Origin of the sequence: Psychromonas arctica DSM 14288 (genome assembly GCF_000482725.1) — a bacterium.
Taxonomy (GTDB): Bacteria; Pseudomonadota; Gammaproteobacteria; order Enterobacterales; family Psychromonadaceae; genus Psychromonas; species Psychromonas arctica.
Map to the genome: position 1 here is coordinate 15,699 of NZ_AXWP01000041.1, position 17,504 is coordinate 33,202.

14 protein-coding genes are annotated in these 17,504 nt (G+C 37.5%); 8 read left to right on the plus strand and 6 right to left on the minus strand.

Going from position 1 to position 17,504, the window contains the following annotated elements:
- Positions 1 to 337: 337 nt before the first annotated feature.
- From H592_RS0106625 to H592_RS0106650, 5 genes are all read right to left on the minus strand, one after another.
- Positions 338 to 952: a flavin prenyltransferase UbiX gene (locus H592_RS0106625; RefSeq protein WP_028868078.1), complete on the minus strand. Its 615-nt coding sequence runs from the start codon at positions 950 to 952 to the stop codon at positions 338 to 340.
- 13 nt (positions 953 to 965) lie between these two features.
- Entirely contained in the window at positions 966 to 2,306 is a 1,341-nt protein-coding gene (gene mpl / locus H592_RS0106630) for a UDP-N-acetylmuramate:L-alanyl-gamma-D-glutamyl-meso-diaminopimelate ligase (RefSeq protein ID WP_028868079.1), read from the minus strand.
- Positions 2,307 to 2,463: 157 nt separating this feature from the next.
- Positions 2,464 to 3,381, minus strand: a complete 918-nt coding sequence (locus tag H592_RS0106640; protein WP_028868080.1) for a manganese-dependent inorganic pyrophosphatase — start codon at positions 3,379 to 3,381, stop codon at positions 2,464 to 2,466.
- A gap of 744 nt (positions 3,382 to 4,125) precedes the next feature.
- A complete protein-coding gene (locus H592_RS0106645; protein WP_051369049.1) occupies positions 4,126 to 5,697 on the minus strand; it encodes an aldehyde dehydrogenase (NADP(+)) in 1,572 nt (523 codons plus the stop codon).
- A gap of 38 nt (positions 5,698 to 5,735) precedes the next feature.
- Positions 5,736 to 6,737, minus strand: a complete 1,002-nt coding sequence (locus H592_RS0106650) for a 4-hydroxyproline epimerase (RefSeq protein ID WP_028868082.1) — start codon at positions 6,735 to 6,737, stop codon at positions 5,736 to 5,738.
- Between the two features lie 98 nt (positions 6,738 to 6,835).
- Between H592_RS0106650 and H592_RS0106655 the strand changes: the two genes are divergently transcribed.
- The 6 genes from H592_RS0106655 (at position 6,836) to H592_RS0106680 (ending at position 13,186) form a co-directional block, all read left to right on the plus strand.
- The gene (locus H592_RS0106655) at positions 6,836 to 8,089 is read left to right on the plus strand and encodes an NAD(P)/FAD-dependent oxidoreductase (protein ID WP_028868083.1); all 1,254 of its coding nucleotides are present in this window, start codon (positions 6,836 to 6,838) and stop codon (positions 8,087 to 8,089) included.
- Positions 8,090 to 8,232: 143 nt separating this feature from the next.
- Positions 8,233 to 9,309 (plus strand): ABC transporter substrate-binding protein, encoded by a 1,077-nt coding sequence (locus H592_RS0106660; RefSeq protein WP_037071174.1) that lies wholly within the window; start codon positions 8,233 to 8,235, stop codon positions 9,307 to 9,309.
- 86 nt (positions 9,310 to 9,395) lie between these two features.
- Entirely contained in the window at positions 9,396 to 9,812 is a 417-nt protein-coding gene (locus tag H592_RS0106665; RefSeq protein ID WP_028868085.1) for a dihydrodipicolinate synthase family protein, read from the plus strand.
- Positions 9,813 to 9,933: 121 nt separating this feature from the next.
- Positions 9,934 to 11,019: an ABC transporter ATP-binding protein gene (locus tag H592_RS0106670; protein WP_028868086.1), complete on the plus strand. Its 1,086-nt coding sequence runs from the start codon at positions 9,934 to 9,936 to the stop codon at positions 11,017 to 11,019.
- Positions 11,020 to 11,058: 39 nt separating this feature from the next.
- Positions 11,059 to 12,339 (plus strand): ABC transporter permease, encoded by a 1,281-nt coding sequence (locus H592_RS0106675; protein ID WP_028868087.1) that lies wholly within the window; start codon positions 11,059 to 11,061, stop codon positions 12,337 to 12,339.
- Position 12,340: 1 nt separating this feature from the next.
- Entirely contained in the window at positions 12,341 to 13,186 is an 846-nt protein-coding gene (locus H592_RS0106680) for an ABC transporter permease (RefSeq protein WP_028868088.1), read from the plus strand.
- Between the two features lie 225 nt (positions 13,187 to 13,411).
- Here the strand turns inward: H592_RS0106680 and H592_RS0106685 are convergent, their stop codons facing one another.
- Positions 13,412 to 14,095, minus strand: coding sequence for a GntR family transcriptional regulator (locus H592_RS0106685; protein ID WP_028868089.1), 684 nt, complete (start codon positions 14,093 to 14,095; stop codon positions 13,412 to 13,414).
- Positions 14,096 to 15,477: 1,382 nt separating this feature from the next.
- On the opposite strand from H592_RS0106685, the gene H592_RS23215 reads away from it, so the two are divergent.
- Both H592_RS23215 and H592_RS0106695 read left to right on the plus strand, forming a co-directional pair.
- Positions 15,478 to 16,539: a GGDEF domain-containing protein gene (locus H592_RS23215; protein WP_051369050.1), complete on the plus strand. Its 1,062-nt coding sequence runs from the start codon at positions 15,478 to 15,480 to the stop codon at positions 16,537 to 16,539.
- Between the two features lie 197 nt (positions 16,540 to 16,736).
- On the plus strand, positions 16,737 to 17,270 hold the full coding sequence (locus H592_RS0106695; protein ID WP_028868090.1) for a DUF4136 domain-containing protein: 534 nt from the start codon (positions 16,737 to 16,739) through the stop codon (positions 17,268 to 17,270).
- Positions 17,271 to 17,504: the final 234 nt, after the last annotated feature.

Genomic DNA, 17,504 nt, shown 5'->3' on the forward strand with positions numbered 1-17,504 from the left:
TTTTTTGAAATCACATCAACAACAAGTGCTCACACAGATTGTTTGATTAAATTGTTAAAGAGCGTGCCTTGCGGCTAGGCGGCGTATATTACGCGCCTTTCGAACATTGTCAACGTTTTAATTTAACTTGATTTCGAAGCGAACTACGAAGCGTTAATACGTTAAAAACTATTCTCAAACTCGGTGGGTAACTTGCGTTCCGCCCCGTGTCTGTGGATGCGCATTATAGGGATCTTGGAAAGGTAAGCAAGCGTTTTATTGCAATTAAATCATTATTTTTAGTATTTAAAAAAATATGTTCAAATAACAAACAAACGCAGACTTTTTTGCTTAAATATCACTCACACCAGCGCTTACTTGCTTGGTGTTGTATCTTCAAATGATCCATTACTCTCGCGACCATAAAGTCCTGTAGCTCTTCAATCGTTGTTGGTTGATGATAAAAACCAGGCGCTAAAGGCATAACAGTGGCTCCTAGTTCAGAAAGAGTGAGCATATTTTTCAAATGTAAGGTAGAAAAAGGTGTTTCTCTCGGCATTACAATTAACTGCCCCCTCTCTTTAAATACAACATCCGCTGCACGTTCTATTAAATTATTTGATAAACCTTGTGAAATTGAAGCAAGTGTTCCGCAACTACATGGACAAACGACCATTTTTTTAGGCGCAGACGATCCTGACGCTACAGGTGAAAACCAGTCTTTTGACGTTAACGCTGTAATTTGTCCTTGTTTACTATCAAAGCGAGTTATTAAAAATTCATTCAACGCTACAATATCGACTGGCCAATCTTCATCAACTTCTGTTTTTAATACTATTTGTGCCGCTTCAGATAAAATTAAATATACTTTGACGTTTGCATTCACCATTGATTGTAATAAACGCAAAAAATACCCACTGCCTGAAGCCCCAGTTACACCTAAAGTCACGGTATCGTTATATTGCATAGTCATCTATATGTTCATCCTATAATTTATCTAATAATTTTTGGTGAATATTCGCAAAACTACCATTACTCATGATCAAGATATGATCACTAGGTTTAGCGTATTTAACTAATTGTTCCACTAAGTCATCTATATCCGTTTCTACATTCACTGCTTTGCCTTGTTCTGCAAACAACTCTTTCATAGACCATTGAATACTTTTATCTTCAAAACAATAAATACTATCTGCCAAAGCCAATGAGTTAACTAATGCTTCTTTATGTATTCCTAATTTCATTGTATTTGAACGTGGCTCTAACACAGCAATAATTCTTTCATTTCCGACCTTTGCACGTAGACCTGCTAGCGTCGTTTTTACTGCGGTAGGATGATGAGCGAAATCGTCATACACTGTAATATTGTTAACTTTGCCTTTAATTTCCATGCGACGTTTAATACTTTTAAATTCAGCCAATGCTTGAATTGATATTTCAGGAGTCACGCCAACATGCCTCGCAGCCGCAATCGCAGCTAATGCGTTATCAACATTATGGTCGCCCATTAAATTCCAATTAACTTGACCTTTTTTATCTCCGTTTAGGTTTACTTCGAACTGCGTACCATCTTCTTTAACCTTTTGTGCAGACCAATTTTCACCTAAATACTCTACCTCACTCCAACATCCCATATGTTTGACAGACATTAACGCTTCATCTTTATTTGGGATGAAAACACGGCCAGTACTTGGAACTGTTCTCAATAAATGATGGAATTGTTTTTTAATCGCATTTAAATCTTCAAAGATATCTGCATGATCAAACTCTAAGTTATTCAGCACTAAGGTTCTTGGGTGATAATGCACAAACTTAGAACGTTTATCAAAAAAAGCACTATCATATTCATCAGCTTCAATCACAAAAAATGGTGTTTCCCCTAAACGGGCAGATAAACCAAAATTCTCTGGCACACCACCGATGAGGAAACCCGGTTGCATATTGGCATACTCTAAAATCCAAGCGAGCATACTAGAAGTTGATGTTTTGCCATGCGTTCCTGCAACCGCTAATACCCAACGGTCTTTCAAAACATGTTCCAACAACCACTGCGGGCCTGAAATATAAGGTATTTGTTTATCTAGTACGGCTTCTACGCAAGGATTTCCACGGCTCATTGCATTACCAATCACCACAAGATCAGGTTTACAATCTAATTGGCTTGGATCAAAGCCTTGAATAAGTTCAATCCCTTGCTCTTCTAACTGTGTACTCATCGGCGGATAGACATTTTTATCTGAACCTGTGACTTTATAGCCTAAGGATTTAGCAAGAATTGCAACACCGCCCATGAACGTGCCGCAAATACCAAGAATATGAATATGCATGTAACCTCAATATTAGAAATAGGGATAATATAAGGGATGTTATCAAATATTAAACTTAAGTGGTTGTAAGAAAATTAAAAATTGGCAATAAAAAAGGCGAGCCTCATCATAAAGCTCGCCCTTCAGCATTATTTTTAAGAAAGTTTAAACTATATGTTTAACCTTCAAATGCAGCTTGTAAAAAAGGAATAATTTGTTTTTTACGGCTTACAACACCTGGCAATTCAAACGTATGATCAACCACTGTACTGTTTAAAGCTGTTGCGACTTTGTTCGCATCTTTAGAGATAATTAATGCAGTCGTATCTAGTTTATTGATATCAGTTAATAACACTATTGTAGAATGATAGCCTTTATCTGCTTGTAGTTGTCCCATTTCTATCAGCATATCGCCTTTCTTAGAAAAAGCAGTCTCTAAAGATGTTAATTCGAGTTGTCCAATAGCTAGTTTCTCACCCGCCATTTCAAATACTTTTTGGTCACGTAAAATAAGCTCAGCAGCCGAAACAGATTTAATATCTGATTTAGCTTCAAATTGAGCTGTTGCAAATGCTTGAATATCGTCAACACCAGCAATTGCTGCTAATTCGTTTGCAGCAACCACATCCATCTCTGTACAAGTAGGACCTTGGAAGTTAACCGTATCAGATATGATCGCACCCATCATCATTTTTGCTACTGGTGCATCAGGTGTGTGATTATTAAATTTGTACATATTATAAACAATCGTAGCACTACAACCAACAGGCCAGATCCAACATTCCAGAGGAGTAGAAGTAGTGATATCGCCTAATTTATGATGATCAACAATCCCTAAGATCGTTGCTTTCTTCATATCAGCAGTACCTTGTCCCCAATCTGAATAATCTACGATAAAGATTTCTTCACCCGCGACTTCAGTACGGATTTCAGGTTGTGGTAAGCCAGATTGTTCTAATAAGAATAACGCTTCAGGGTTGGGCTCGCCTTGTAGAGCAGGGGTTGCTGTTTTGCCCATTTTATTAAATAAACTTGCAAGGCCGATAGCACTACATAAGCTATCACAATCTGGGTTTTGGTGTCCTAATACAATCATCGATTTATCCAATATGTTATGAGTTAATTTATAGATAGAATACCTTATCCTGCCGGTTATTTTAAGTATAATTCTTTATCTAATTTAACGTTAATAAAGTTTTTAGTTTTCAGATTGCGTTAATTGTCTATATTTATACCTTGTCTCGAGCTCATAACCTGTCTAAAACAAACTCTGAGCAGATCTAAAAAATTAAATCGTTATTTCAAATCACTCACAACCGACCAAAGAATGTTATCTATCCAAAGCTGATTTTTTATTGGTTTTTGTTGCCCTAGATTCATCTGCTTTTTTTCAAAAGGTCAGAACGCATGGGTTAGGATCTTTAACTATTGTTAATTATCCTTCTTTCATAGAAAGTACATTGAACATTAATAACACTATTGTGAATGAAAGCAATTGGTGTGCTCACATTTGAAAAAAACACCAATTAATAGTATTAGATTGAAGCCATATTATAAGATAGTAGCTGATCGCCAGATGATTAATATTAAAACAACTAGAGTGTGTTGTAGCAAAGCCTACAAACAATAAAAAAATAGATATAAAATTCAAATACCATCAGCTAGCTCAGTAGCTTTTGTGGAGCACTACGTGGTAAACAATGTCATTTAAAGTTTTGCGATTCATTTATTAAGAAAGCTAAATGAATAAAACCGTTAGCTATAACGCGATAGGAACCAGAAGCCAGAGAGTTGAAATAATTCGGTCACTCTGGCTTCTGGTATTAGGGTGCAAAGTAAATTAAATCGATTGTTTACTTATTTGACCATTAACTTGTCTCCAGATACCTTTGGAGTTGTCATCACGCAATACATCAGGTAGTAATGCTTGTGGGAAATTTTGATATGAAACAGGACGTAACCAACGATAAATTGCACCTGATCCTACCGAAGTACTATTACTCATTGTTGCTGCAGGGTAAGCTCCCCCATGTACCATGCTGTGGCATACCTCAACCCCCGTTGGCCATCCATTTAATAAGACGCGCCCAACCTTATTATTCAAAATAGTGGTTAAACGTTCAGCTTGGTCAAAATCTTCTTCATTACAATGAATCGTTGCGGTTAAATGCCCTCTTAATTTTTCACTTAACTCTTGTAACTGTTCATTATCTTTACAGCTAATAATAAGTGCTTGAGGGCCAAATATTTCTTCCTCAAAATCTGGATTGTTTAACCAATCTTGAGCTGAAATTTGATACAGCTTAGCTAATACTTTGCCATCTTCAGCGCGATTGGTAACTTTAGTTATGTTGAGCTCCAACTCCCTCTTCTTACACGATGCAAGATAACTCTGTTTAATACCTTGGGTTAGAAGAGTATATGGTTGTTGCGAGGCAAGTAGCAACTGTGACTGTTTAACGAATGTGTCAAGTCCTAGCCCTTCAATTGCAAAAATCAATCCAGGCTTGGTACAAAACTGCCCTGCTCCCATTGTCATCGATAGCACAAACTGTTCAGCTAGTTGTGCTGCATTTTTTTCTAATTGATTTTTAAGTAAATAAACGGGATTAGCTGAACCAAGCTCGCCATAAAACGGAATCGGCTCTGGGCGAGAAGTTGCAATATCCATTAACAGTCGTCCAACGGTGGTAGATCCAGTGAAGCCAACAGCTTTAATATTAGGATGCCGAACTAATTCGCTCCCCAGTTCATTCGTTGTGCCTTGTAACAAAGTGAAAACGCCAGCAGGAAGATGACAAGTAGACAACGCCTTGTTGATGCACTTTTCAACAAGTTCACTAGTACCAGGGTGTGCAGGATGGCCTTTCATTATGACAGGACAACCTGCAGCTAATGCAGAAGCTGTATCACCACCAGCAGTTGAGAAAGCTAGCGGAAAGTTGGACGCACCAAAAACAGCCACAGGCCCGATAGCAACATTATGTGAACGAATATCTGGTTTAGCTACAGGTTGACGACCTGAATCTGCCGTATCTATTACTGCTTGCTGCCAACCTTCATTCAGTAAGTTATTTGCAAACAAGTTTAGCTGACCAATTGTACGACCTAACTCACCGTTCAGACGGGCTTCTGGTAGGCCCGATTCAAGTTGTGCTCTACTTACAATTACAGCTCGATTATCCTCTAGCTGCTGAGCAATCGTTTGTAAAAAAGTAGCGCGCTGTTGACTAGTTGTAGACTTATATTCTAAGAAGCAATCTTGCGCGACTTGTGCAGCATGATTGATGTTAAGCAAAGAATCTTGCTTAAAATCGCCAACCAGTTTAGTGCCATCAACAGGATTAACGGCTTGAAAAGTATCTGTAACACGGTTGTTCGCTTTATTTACATCTATGGTAGAGCTCGACATAACTATTCCTTAACTATATGAATTACTAATTATTGTATTTATTTCACTTCAAAACCAAATGCATACGGATCATCTTCATCTACCCAAATGGTATTGTGACCATACACTTTTGCCCAACCCTCGATACTTGGATTGATCCCTTGATATGAACCAACTTGAGTGGAGGACTCCACTCGGCCTTTAAACATACTTCCAATAATGCTTTCATGAATAAATTCCTCACCAACTTTTAACTTACCTTTGGCATACCACTGTGCCATTCTTGCACTGGTTCCTGTGCCACATGGAGATCTATCAATCGCGCGATCGCCATAAAATACAGCGTTACGAGCTACTGCTTCCGGCTGAGTTGGTTCACCTGTCCATAAAACGTGGCTAACACCATTAACGGTAGGATCTTCTGGGTGAACACATTTAACTGCTTTATCAACGGCTTCACGCACTAATGGGCTAAGTTGTAGAATTTGATCAGGACTGAAATGCTCTAAGCCTTTATAGTTTTTTTGTGGATCGACAATGGCGTAGAAATTACCACCATAGGAGACATCAACGATCAGTTCTCCAAGAGTTGGAATATTTATAACTACATCGGTGTGCGCTAAATAGGAGGAGATATTGTAGATTCTGACCGACTCAACTTTGCCATTGACTTGTTGATATTCGATCCTTATTTGCCCAGCAGGTACATCAAGAATGAGTTGGCCTGGTACTTTTGGAGTAATAATGGCATTTTCTATCGCAGAAGTAACAGTACCAATAGTGCCGTGACCGCACATTGGTAAACAGCCGCTGGTTTCTATAAATAAAATAGAAGCATCAGCATTACTTGAACAAGGAGGTAGCACTATTGATCCTGACATCATAGAGTGACCTCTTGGTTCAAACATCAACGCTTGCCTTATCCAGTCAAACTCTTTTAGAAAATACTGTCTTTTCTCACTCATATTGTTACCAATAAGTGTTGGGTAGCCCCCAGCAACTAATCTAACAGGGTTACCACATGTGTGAGCATCAATACAAAAAAATGTTCCCTTTCTCATTTTTACTTTCTCCTTTAAATCACACCTTTCAAAATGTTAAAGCAATGTTAATATATACTATCGTATATTTTATACAATTATATTTTAGGATAAATGTGATGAAAAATAATACAGAATTAGACATTATTATTATTGGCGGTGGCGTGGTCGGTTTATGTTGCGCATACCGTTTACAAAAGAGTGGTTTGAAAACTCGTATTATCGAGAGTAAAGGTATTGCAGAAGGCTGTTCAAAAGGTAATGCCGGACACTTCGCCACTGAACAAATATTCCCATTATCTTCACCTTCACTGCTTCCTCAATTACCAAAAATGCTATTTGATCCTCAGAGCCCTGTATCAATTCGTTGGCGAGATATTCTACAAACCATCCCTTGGATGTTTCATTTTTTGTTCAATGCGAGGACGGAACAATTTAATAAAGGAACCTCTGCATTAATAGAGCTCAATAAATATTCACTTAATGCATGGCAAGATCTGCTTACGGAAATTGATCAACTCCATATGCTCAAAGATGAAGGTTCTATGTTGGTATTTGAAACAGAGGAAGCCTTTAAAAGTTATCGCCCTGTTCTGGACAAACTACTGCTAAACAAAGTTGATGCGATTGTTATTGACGGTAACGAAGCGCGCCGAAAAGAACCCAATTTAAGTAGTAATGTCAAACACGCGATTCTTTTTCCAAATACAGGGCACACTATTGAACCTCTTGATTTATGCCTTTTAATATCTGAGTCTTACAAAAAAATTGGAGGGGAAATAATCATTGATAAAGTTGAGGACATCTCGGCTTCAGAGTCCGGTTGTAGCATGAAAACATTACGTTTAGGGGAGATAAAATCAAACAAAGTGGTACTTGCAGCAGGAGTATGGTCTGCAAAGTTTGCCAAACAACTCACTAATATTAATCCGCCTCTACTTGCGGAACGAGGTTATCACTTAATGATACCTAAACCGCAACATTCAATATCAATGGCCATAAGCTCAGCAGAAAGAAAGTTTATTATGACACCAATGAATGGTGGATTGCGTTTAGCAGGAACCATTGAATATGCCCATGTTGACGCAGCTGAAAATCCGCACCGCTCCAATATGTTACAGCAACATGCCAACGCGCTTATCCCAAACTTATCAAAACAAAAAGGAACTGCATGGATGGGTTCCAGACCATCATTACCCGACTCATTACCGGTGATCGATTCAGTGTGTGATGGACGAGTGTTGATGGCATTTGGGCATCAACATTTAGGATTAACTCAAGCAGCTTTCACCGCTGATTTAATTTTGTCATTAGAGCAAACGCAACCGACAAAAATAGATCTTAAGCCCTATTCCATTTCACGCTTCATTTAAAAACTCGCCATTTTATATTGTATACAATATAAAATACTGCTAGGTTTGTTATGAGTTTGTTAACGGACGTTAATAAGTCGAAGGAAAAATACGCTTAAATCCTCTTATAAATAAGCGTAAATCAAACAAAATGGAGAAGCTCAATGTTAAATAGTATCAATCTAAAACCTTACATATTACTTCCTATATTTTTAGGTATCTCACTTAACGCCTGCAGTGCGGATAAGTTAACCGTTGTATCTTGGGGCGGCTCATTTACCAAAAGCCAGGTAGAGGCGTACCACAAACCATATATCAAAGAGACGGGGGTTGAGATCGTTTCTGAAGATTTTAATGGTGGATTGGCTGAAATTAAAGCACAAGTAGAATCAGGCAATGTGACGTGGGATCTTGTCTCTTTAGATAAACCAGACATTGTAAGAGGTTGTGCTGAAGGGTTATTAGAGACATTTGACCCATCAATTTTACCAGCAGGTGATGACGGTACTCCGGCTAAAGATGATTTTATTGAAGGTGCAATTCATAAATGTGCCATTAACTCCATTGTTGTTTCGACTATTTTAGCCATAAATGAGAATCAATTTAAAGGTAAAGCAACGCCAACTAAGATGACCGACCTTTTTGATCTTAAAACATTCCCTGGCCGTCGTGGCTTACAAAAAATCCCACAAGGTAACATGGAGTGGGCTCTGTTAGCAGATGGTGTCTCTGCTGAAGATGTCTATGCACAGTTAGAAACACGCGAAGGTCGTGATCGTGCATTTAACAAGCTAAATACGATTAAAGAACACGTGTTTTGGTGGACTACTGGCGCTCAAGCACCGCAGATGTTAGCGGATGGTGAAGTGGTTATTTCGTCTGCATTTAATGGGCGTATTTCGAATGCTAAACGAGATGAAAACCAACCCTTTAAAATTATTTGGGATCGTCAGATGGGTTACATGAACGGTTGGGCTATTCCTAAAGGTAGTAAGAACTTAGAGCGCGCAATTGAGTTTGTTGTGTTCTCTTCTAAAACTAAACCTTTGGCAAAGCAAGCCGCATATGTTTCCTATGGTCCGACGCGTAAGTCATCGACCATTAATATGGATAAAGCGCTGTTAGACACACTTCCGACTGCACCACAAAACTTTGAAACGGCTTTCTTAGTAAATGATGAATGGTGGGGTGATTACGCCGATGAATTGAACGAAGAGTTTAATACTTGGTTAGCTAAGTAATAAAAATAAATTGGTGCGGCTTAGTTCATTTTGAATTACCGCACCTATTTTTTTAGACAATATTTTATATCAAAAAAGGGGTTAACATGAAAGTTAACTGGAAAGACGTATACCCTGCTGTTAGTACACAGTTTAATGCCGACCAATCACTGAACATTAAAGCAAATCAACAAGTGATTGATAATCAAATAAATGATGGTATTGATGGGATTATCTGCCTAGATACTGAGGGTGAAAATTGCTCATTATCACCAGAAGAAAAAAGATTAATTTTAACGGCAACTCAAGAAGTCGTGGCAATTTTTGGTCTTGCATCGCAAGGCCTATACGCTGAAGCATTACAGCTATATCGTTGGTTCCTTCCACTATTGAAACTGGACACGATTCCTACTTTGGTTCAATGCATCAAGTTAGCAGAGCATCTCTGCGGTCGGGGTTCTGAAGTATTTAGCGCCCCTCGTTTGCCATTAGAAGGTGCTGAACGTGAGCTATTATCCAATTAGTTGAAAAATCTATAGCAACACGCCCTGATCTTAATATGTACCGCTAACACTTGGGTGCTATCTGAATGAAATGAGTAAGGCTAAAGGCTACACATTTTATTTTAATAATTTGGAGACAGTAATGAATAGTCAATATGTTAGTTTTAAGAAAGTTCAAAAGACTTATGATGGTGAACAACTGGTAGTAAAAAACTTTAATCTTGATATCGCTGAGGGAGAGTTTGTCACAATGCTTGGGCCGTCAGGTTCAGGTAAAACAACCTGCTTAATGATGTTAGCTGGTTTTGAAACTGCCACTAATGGTGATATCTATATTGACCAAGTAGCAGTAAATAATTTAGCCCCCCATAAACGAGATATAGGCATGGTGTTTCAAAATTATGCACTGTTTCCACATATGACTATTGCAGAAAATTTAGCATTTCCTCTGAAGGCACGAAAAATGCCGACTGATATGATTGAGAAAAAAGTAAAGAATATTTTAGATATGGTCGAGTTAGGCCATGTTGCAACCCGTCGACCAGGCCAACTTTCTGGCGGGCAACAACAACGCATTGCGCTTGCTCGAGCCTTAGTGTTTGAACCAAAATTAGTACTAATGGATGAACCCTTAGGGGCGTTAGACAAACAACTTCGTGAACAGATGCAATATGAAATTAAGCGTCTTCATCAAAAACTGGGTATTACCATATTATATGTCACTCACGATCAGACGGAAGCACTTACGATGTCTGACAGAATTGCAGTTTTTAATGAAGGTGTCGTTCAGCAACTAGCAAGCCCAACCGATCTATATGAAAACCCAGAAAATACCTTTGTAGCACAATTTATTGGTGAAAATAATCAGCTACAAGGATCTGTTGAGGAATTTAACAGTGATCATTGTGTCATTAATATTGGCAAAGAGAAAGTCAAAGCAAGAGCTGTAAAAGTCACTAATATTGGAGAGAATAGCACATTATCTATAAGACCCGAAAATGTGGTATTAGACCCAGAGATTGGAAAATTCGATAATATATTCCAAGCAAAAACCCAAGAAGTTATCTACCACGGAGACCATTTAAGGTTGGTTGTAGAGCTGCTAGGCAATCGTAATTTTGTGGTAAAAGTTCCAAGCACTTCAAGCCATAATTTAATGATTGGCGAAACAATTTCACTCGGGTGGTCAAGTCATGACTGTCACGCATTGAATGCTGTAGCAAGTTAATTTGATTTACCTAATTCAACAGGAAGCAAGGAGATAAGTATGCATCTGGAGCTGACGAGTTTGCCCTCTGTAGTGGATATGCAAGATCCGTTAAATGAAGATCAAGCCAAACTAAAACAAAACTTACAAAAAGCCGAGCGCAAAAAGCGTTTACGTTCTTTAATGTTAACCCTACCATTGCTCGCATTTATTATGATTACTTTTGTAGTGCCGATTGCAGAAATGTTATATCGCAGTATCGATAATCCATTGATTGCAAAAAACCTGCCTAATACGGTGAAATCACTTTCTCAGTGGGAGCAACAAGGCCTTCCTGACAAAGAGGCTTATAATGCACTGGCGGAGGAGCTTATTCGGTTATACCAAAGCAAGTCTTTACCACCATTAGCAAGTCGCTTAAATATTGAAGTCGCAGGGATGCGTAGCTTGATGATGAAAACAGGTAGGAAACTGAGTACTTTTGAGCAAATTAATGACTACAAAACGGCGATGATAAAAATAGATAAACGCTGGAATAATATCGAATATTGGGGTGCTATTAAAAATTTAAGCTCTAAATTTACTATTAGTTACTACTTGGCTGCATTAGATTTTCGTCAAAATGCGCAAGGAGATATTGTTGCTCAACCAGAACACAGACAAGTGTACCTAAACCTTTTTGTGAAAACATTGGGGTTATCAGCACTAATTACAGGTTTATGCTTATTACTAGGTTATCCTTTGGCATATTTGCTAGCAACATTACCAGATAGTAAATCTAACTTATTGCTAATTTTAGTTCTTCTACCCTTTTGGACCTCACTTCTTGTAAGAACAACATCCTGGATTGTTTTGTTACAAATGCAAGGTGTTGTAAATGATCTACTACTTTATGTCGGAGTGATTTCAGAGCGAATACAGTTGGTTCATAATACGTTTGGCACGGTTGTCGCGATGGTACATATACTATTGCCCTTCATGATTTTACCTATTTATAGTGTGATGAAAGGCATCTCACCAGATTATTTCCGTGCCGCTCGTTCACTCGGCGCAACCCCAACCATCGCCTTTATCAAAGCTTACATGCCACTGACTATGTCGGGTGTAGGGGCTGGTGTTTTGTTAACGTTTATCTTGTCTATTGGTTTTTATATTACACCTGCATTAGTTGGTGGTAGAAGTGGGCAGATGATTTCTAATTTCATTGCTTATCATATGCAAAGCTCTCTGAACTGGGGAATGGCCTCGGCTTTAGGTGGGATATTACTATTGACGGTATTAATTATGTTTTATTTGTTTAATCGAATTGTTGGTATCAATAATATTAAGGTGGGTAATTAAGATGGCATTACCAAAATATTGTACTCCGATGGAGAGAGTCGGCTTTGTTGGCTTTAAGGTCTACTGCACTGCCGTACTCTTTTTTCTAGTGGCTCCAATTATAATTATTGTGCCACTCTCATTTAATGCAACACCCTATTTTTCGTTTACTGAAGGTATGCTAACCCTTGATCCTTCGGCCTATTCGTTAAGATGGTATCAAGATATGATTGATAACCCACAATGGTTTAATGCACTGAAAAATAGTGCTTATATTGCGATAGCGGCCACGATTATTTCAACTATATTAGGCACCATTGCAGCGCTAGGTCTGGCCAACAGAAAAATGCCATTTCGTAATGCAGTTATGGCATTATTGATATCTCCAATGATTGTTCCAGTGATTATATCAGCAGCAGGAATGTATTTTTTCTATACACGCTTTGGTTTATCGCAAACGTACCTTGGTATTATCTTGGCACATGCGGCTTTAGGAACTCCGTTTGTGGTGATCACGGTGACCGCAACATTATCCGGTTTTGATCATAGTTTGGTTAGGGCTGGCGCTAGTCTAGGTGCGACACCTGTATATACATTTTTTAACGTGACCCTTCCCCTGATAAGACCCGGTGTTATTTCTGGAGGGCTTTTTGCCTTTGGCACTTCATTTGATGAAGTGGTGGTAGCACTCTTCATTACAGGTGCTGAGCAAAGGACCGTACCTCGACAGATGTGGTCTGGTATACGCGAACAGATCAGCCCTACTATTTTAGCCGTTGCAAGCATTTTGATTCTGATGTCAGTGATGTTACTGCTCACCTTAGAGTTATTAAGACGTCGCAATGCAAAACTAAGAGGCTTGAGCTAATAGAGATTTATTGAGGCTGCATGAGAAACTCATGCAGCTTTAAGATAATAATGCTCTCAGACACTATCTTATCTTTAAGTATTAATGAGTTATCGTCATTAATAATAGAATAATGTTAAGCATGGAAGCCATATTTATCAGGTTAAAAAACTTACAATCATTAGCTCTGTCAGAGTAGAATATTAATATTAACCACAATATGGCCAATATTAATATTTTATAAGATTATTTTTTGTTTGACTCATTTTGTTCAATGAGTAAATTTCTAATCGCGTGGCCAGCTTCAATAATGTGCTTTCTTAATAATGCTTTTGCGCCTTCAACATCACGTTGCTGACATAGCTCAAACAACCCATTATGTTCACTTTCCGCTTTTTTAACACCGGTAGTAAAAAGTAACTGCATACGAATATAGCGATCACTTTTAGTATTTAAGCTGTAGACAATATCCATCGATTCAGGAAGATTAGCTGGTCCATAAAGGGCTTTGTGAAAGTCGTAATTATAAATACTCCACTCTTCTATATTTGTCCCACTTTCAACTGCTTGTTCGAAGTTTAATTTTACTGTTTTTATATGTTCTAAATCGGCATCTGTCATATTAACAATGGCACGCTCTAGTACGTAACATTCAATAAGTGCTCTTAATGCAAATAACTCATCAATTTTTTCTGGAGAGAGCTCTGTAACAGTTGCTCCTTTGTGAGATTCAAATTGAACTAACCCCTGCACCTCAAGTTGCATTAACGCTTCTCTTACCGGTATTCTACTTACATTTAATTCTTTTGCTAAAGCATCTTGTCTTAGTGGCTGTCCCGCTTTATAAACTCCAGAGAGAATTTTATTGCGAATGGATTCTTCGACGATTTGGGTTCGAGTTTTGAAAACTTGTTCTTGCTTTGATGCCATAAAACAGCTCCTTTTATTTTTATATTATATGCAATTCATTATCTATCCATAATAGTAATTGTAAAGCATTTATAAGAGAAACATTAAAACGCATAGCTAGTAAATATTTTTCTTTCTTTTAAAGACTTACTCAATGAGATAATGCCAGTCGGCTAAGTACTAGCCGGTGTAAAACTTTTAAGCTAGCATTTATAGCTTCGCAGTGGGTCCAATCGTGAATTTGGCTTGATTATCAGCAACAAACTTAACTTCCTTAACTAACTCACAGAGTATATCTTCGGGATAAGCTAAGTCATATTTAACGGCTTAAAAATACCGTAAAAAGCGCTTCCTTTATAGTTATCATCACCTGAACTTATTTCTTTCTAAATGCCATAGGCCAGGCCTTTAGAGAAGGCTTCCAGAAAATTATTGATTAACACGTTTCGATGAGTGTAAAGACTACCATATCCGTTATACAAACCATTCGAATTTGTGGGTAAGATGCTTCATTAGATTTATTCGTGGAGCGATAATAGGCGCAGTTTGCTTTTATTGTCAGGTGTAGGCCAAATACCCTCAACTACACCATACAAATTTAGGCGCTCCATTGACAGCGCTCGGCGTAAAAACCTTATGATAAAGGGTATCTTTATTGACATGACAGCCTAGCCTTTTTAGGGCCTTATGTTACAGTATTTATTGACAAATAATGGAATTATTGAGGTAAAAAAATGGAGTTAGTTGATAAGGTAAGGAACAGGTTCTTTGCTAAAAAATAACATGCAGACGACGGCTGAGACCATGTCAAATATGGGGTGTTTTCTTAACCTAATGGCGTTAGATTATAGGTAAAATCAATATCTGGGCTTAAGCTATCTGATAAAGAAGAAAATTCACTAAAACGATTAATCGAAGTGCGAGAGCTCCTCAAAGTTCCATTACAAATCTCACGATCTTTTAGGTGATCGATTTTTACCTCACTTCAGCTAAAGAGCAACTTGTTTTTCTTAACTGAACGCCCTTAAAGCGAAAGTTAGGTTGGTACAATCTCAATCAAAACAAGTTTTAGATGATATCAAAAATCAATATTTACCTAAATCGCTGCTTGGTAACAAAAAAGAATTAAAAAATATATAAAAGTATTTTTCAAATATGGCAGCAAATCCAATTATTAATAAAAGCATTATATCAAAAATTTCATCTCTTTTTTTTCACCACCTTAGGTGCTATATTAAAACATCGCCTACAACATGAACCTAGGCATTCATTAACTTCAATCAATGTAATGAGATAACAAAATTCAGTAAAGTCTGACCTAAAATAGTTATCACCTTGTTAAATGCTCAAAAAGCAATTGCTATTGTTTGATGTGTTATTGAACGAACGTTGAGACCTAAAATATGAAATTATTTTCCAACGATTCACCATTAGAAAACACCAGCTTTCGTGCCATTATTTTTGCCGAAATAATGGCAATCATCCTTCATTTTGTTTTTATTATTGTTTTTTACATCAATGATATAACACCGCTTTATTACTATAATTTTTTCAGTATTGCTTTGTATTTATCAACGATCTATATTGCATTAAACTATTATCACTACCTCCCCTATACAATAATTGCCATTGTATTTGAAGTATTAAGTCACCAATTCCTTGCTATCTATTTACTCGGCTGGGATTATGGTTTTCAATACTTTTTTATTGCTATTGCGGCCTACTTTGCCATTGGCGGTTATGTCAAATTTGCGATTCCGTTAATACTCACTGTAATAAGCTTTATCTGCTTAATAGCAACCTACTTACTCAGTAATTACACCGTTGCAGCCTACAGTATGAGCGTTCAAGCACAAGAGTCGTTTTATTTATTAAATATGATTGTGACTTTTTTGATAACATCAACCACCCCACTGATTTATTCATTTTCAGTAAAACAATATCAATCAATATTATTGTATGAATCTAATACTGATACCTTGACCAAACTAAATAATCGAAAACGAGCAATGGAGTTAATTGAGGAAGAATTTAGTCGCAATAATCGTGAACAATCGGAGTTTGTTTTATCAATTGCAGATATCGATAATTTTAAAAAAATTAATGATACCTATGGCCATGATATTGGCGATACCGTCCTTGTAGAAATTGCCAATGTTCTTCAAAAAGAACTGCGTCAACATGACATTAAAGCAAGGTGGGGAGGGGAAGAGTTTTTATTTATGTTACCTGACACAAATATTGACAATGGGATCATAACGCTGAATAAACTGCGACAAAGCATTTCAAAAATTAAAGTTCCTTTAGCGCAAAGGGAGTTAATGGTCACAATGACATTCGGTATCGCCAGCTCTACATCCTCGCATGCTCCAGAGAATATTATAAAGTATGCAGATAATGCTCTTTATAAAGGAAAAAGAAACGGTAAAGATCAAGTTGTTCAAGCACTTAATGATTTGGCTTAGGCAATAATCGATACGTTGTAACCTATTTATCAACAACAAAAGAAACTCAATCACATTTACTACTACCATTGACAACGTTGGTTCAAGTAATAAAACTTAGCAGAATGGCAACCCATTTCACAAATTAATCGTATTACAACACTTAACAACACTCTGATGGTTTATTATTAATGACTTTACTATAATAGGAGTTTTATATGCCGCGCCTTATTTTCCCCCTTTTATTATGTTCTTTTCTATTTGCCTGTACAGCTACCCCGGTGTCTGACTATGCTCTAGGCCATGACTTCTCACAATATAAAACGTTTACTTTTGTTATCCCACCTGAAAGCGCCGTAGTAAGTATTGATAGCAAGCGAATAGAAGATGAAACCGCTGCACAACTGAAAGTCAAAGGGCTTAGCCAAACACAGCTACAAAGTGCTGACTTACAAATAAACTATCATCTAGAAATGACCACAGAGCTCGAATCTAATGGTGGCACTTTCGGTTTTGGTATTGGTTTAGGTCGAGCAGGCATTGGCATGAGTACCCCCTCTAGTTACAATAAAAACCATTATAATAAGCTAGTACTTGAGTTTATAAACCCTGCTAGTAAATCGATAATATGGCGGTCTATTTCTCAGAATAAGCTAACTGATACAATGTCAGCCCAGCAACGAAATGATTTTATTGCTAAAGAAATTGCGCTTATGCTCAGCGATTATCCACCGCAAACCAAGCAACCTTAGTTCAGGAGAGTTAAAACAATCTCCTATCCAACTTTTTAGGCAGTATTGCGAGTTACCGCAACAACAATACAGTGCAGTCAAATCCCTCAAGCAAAGGTTTAACCTTTAAGAAGTAAGAGAAATTTATACCTAGGTGGTAAGCATAAAACAGGAGGTATAAGTAGCATATTAATATGGGTCCTATAATAAAAAAGAAAACAACCTAACGCGTATCAATTTAAACTTTAAATGAAT

Excerpts from the sequence above, each read along its gene's own strand:
- H592_RS0106665 (WP_028868085.1), top strand. The coding sequence starts at position 9,396 with ATGAAAGTTAACTGGAAAGACGTATACCCTGCTGTTAGTACACAGTTT.
- H592_RS0106670 (WP_028868086.1), top strand. The coding sequence starts at position 9,934 with ATGAATAGTCAATATGTTAGTTTTAAGAAAGTTCAAAAGACTTATGAT.
- H592_RS0106675 (WP_028868087.1), top strand. The coding sequence starts at position 11,059 with ATGCATCTGGAGCTGACGAGTTTGCCCTCTGTAGTGGATATGCAAGAT.
- H592_RS0106660 (WP_037071174.1), top strand. The coding sequence starts at position 8,233 with ATGTTAAATAGTATCAATCTAAAACCTTACATATTACTTCCTATATTT.
- H592_RS0106655 (WP_028868083.1), top strand. The coding sequence starts at position 6,836 with ATGAAAAATAATACAGAATTAGACATTATTATTATTGGCGGTGGCGTG.
- H592_RS0106645 (WP_051369049.1), bottom strand. The coding sequence starts at position 5,697 with ATGTCGAGCTCTACCATAGATGTAAATAAAGCGAACAACCGTGTTACA.
- H592_RS0106680 (WP_028868088.1), top strand. The coding sequence starts at position 12,341 with ATGGCATTACCAAAATATTGTACTCCGATGGAGAGAGTCGGCTTTGTT.
- H592_RS23215 (WP_051369050.1), top strand. The coding sequence starts at position 15,478 with ATGAAATTATTTTCCAACGATTCACCATTAGAAAACACCAGCTTTCGT.
- H592_RS0106625 (WP_028868078.1), bottom strand. The coding sequence starts at position 952 with ATGACTATGCAATATAACGATACCGTGACTTTAGGTGTAACTGGGGCT.
- mpl (WP_028868079.1), bottom strand. The coding sequence starts at position 2,306 with ATGCATATTCATATTCTTGGTATTTGCGGCACGTTCATGGGCGGTGTT.
- H592_RS0106640 (WP_028868080.1), bottom strand. The coding sequence starts at position 3,381 with ATGATTGTATTAGGACACCAAAACCCAGATTGTGATAGCTTATGTAGT.
- H592_RS0106650 (WP_028868082.1), bottom strand. The coding sequence starts at position 6,737 with ATGAGAAAGGGAACATTTTTTTGTATTGATGCTCACACATGTGGTAAC.
- H592_RS0106695 (WP_028868090.1), top strand. The coding sequence starts at position 16,737 with ATGCCGCGCCTTATTTTCCCCCTTTTATTATGTTCTTTTCTATTTGCC.
- H592_RS0106685 (WP_028868089.1), bottom strand. The coding sequence starts at position 14,095 with ATGGCATCAAAGCAAGAACAAGTTTTCAAAACTCGAACCCAAATCGTC.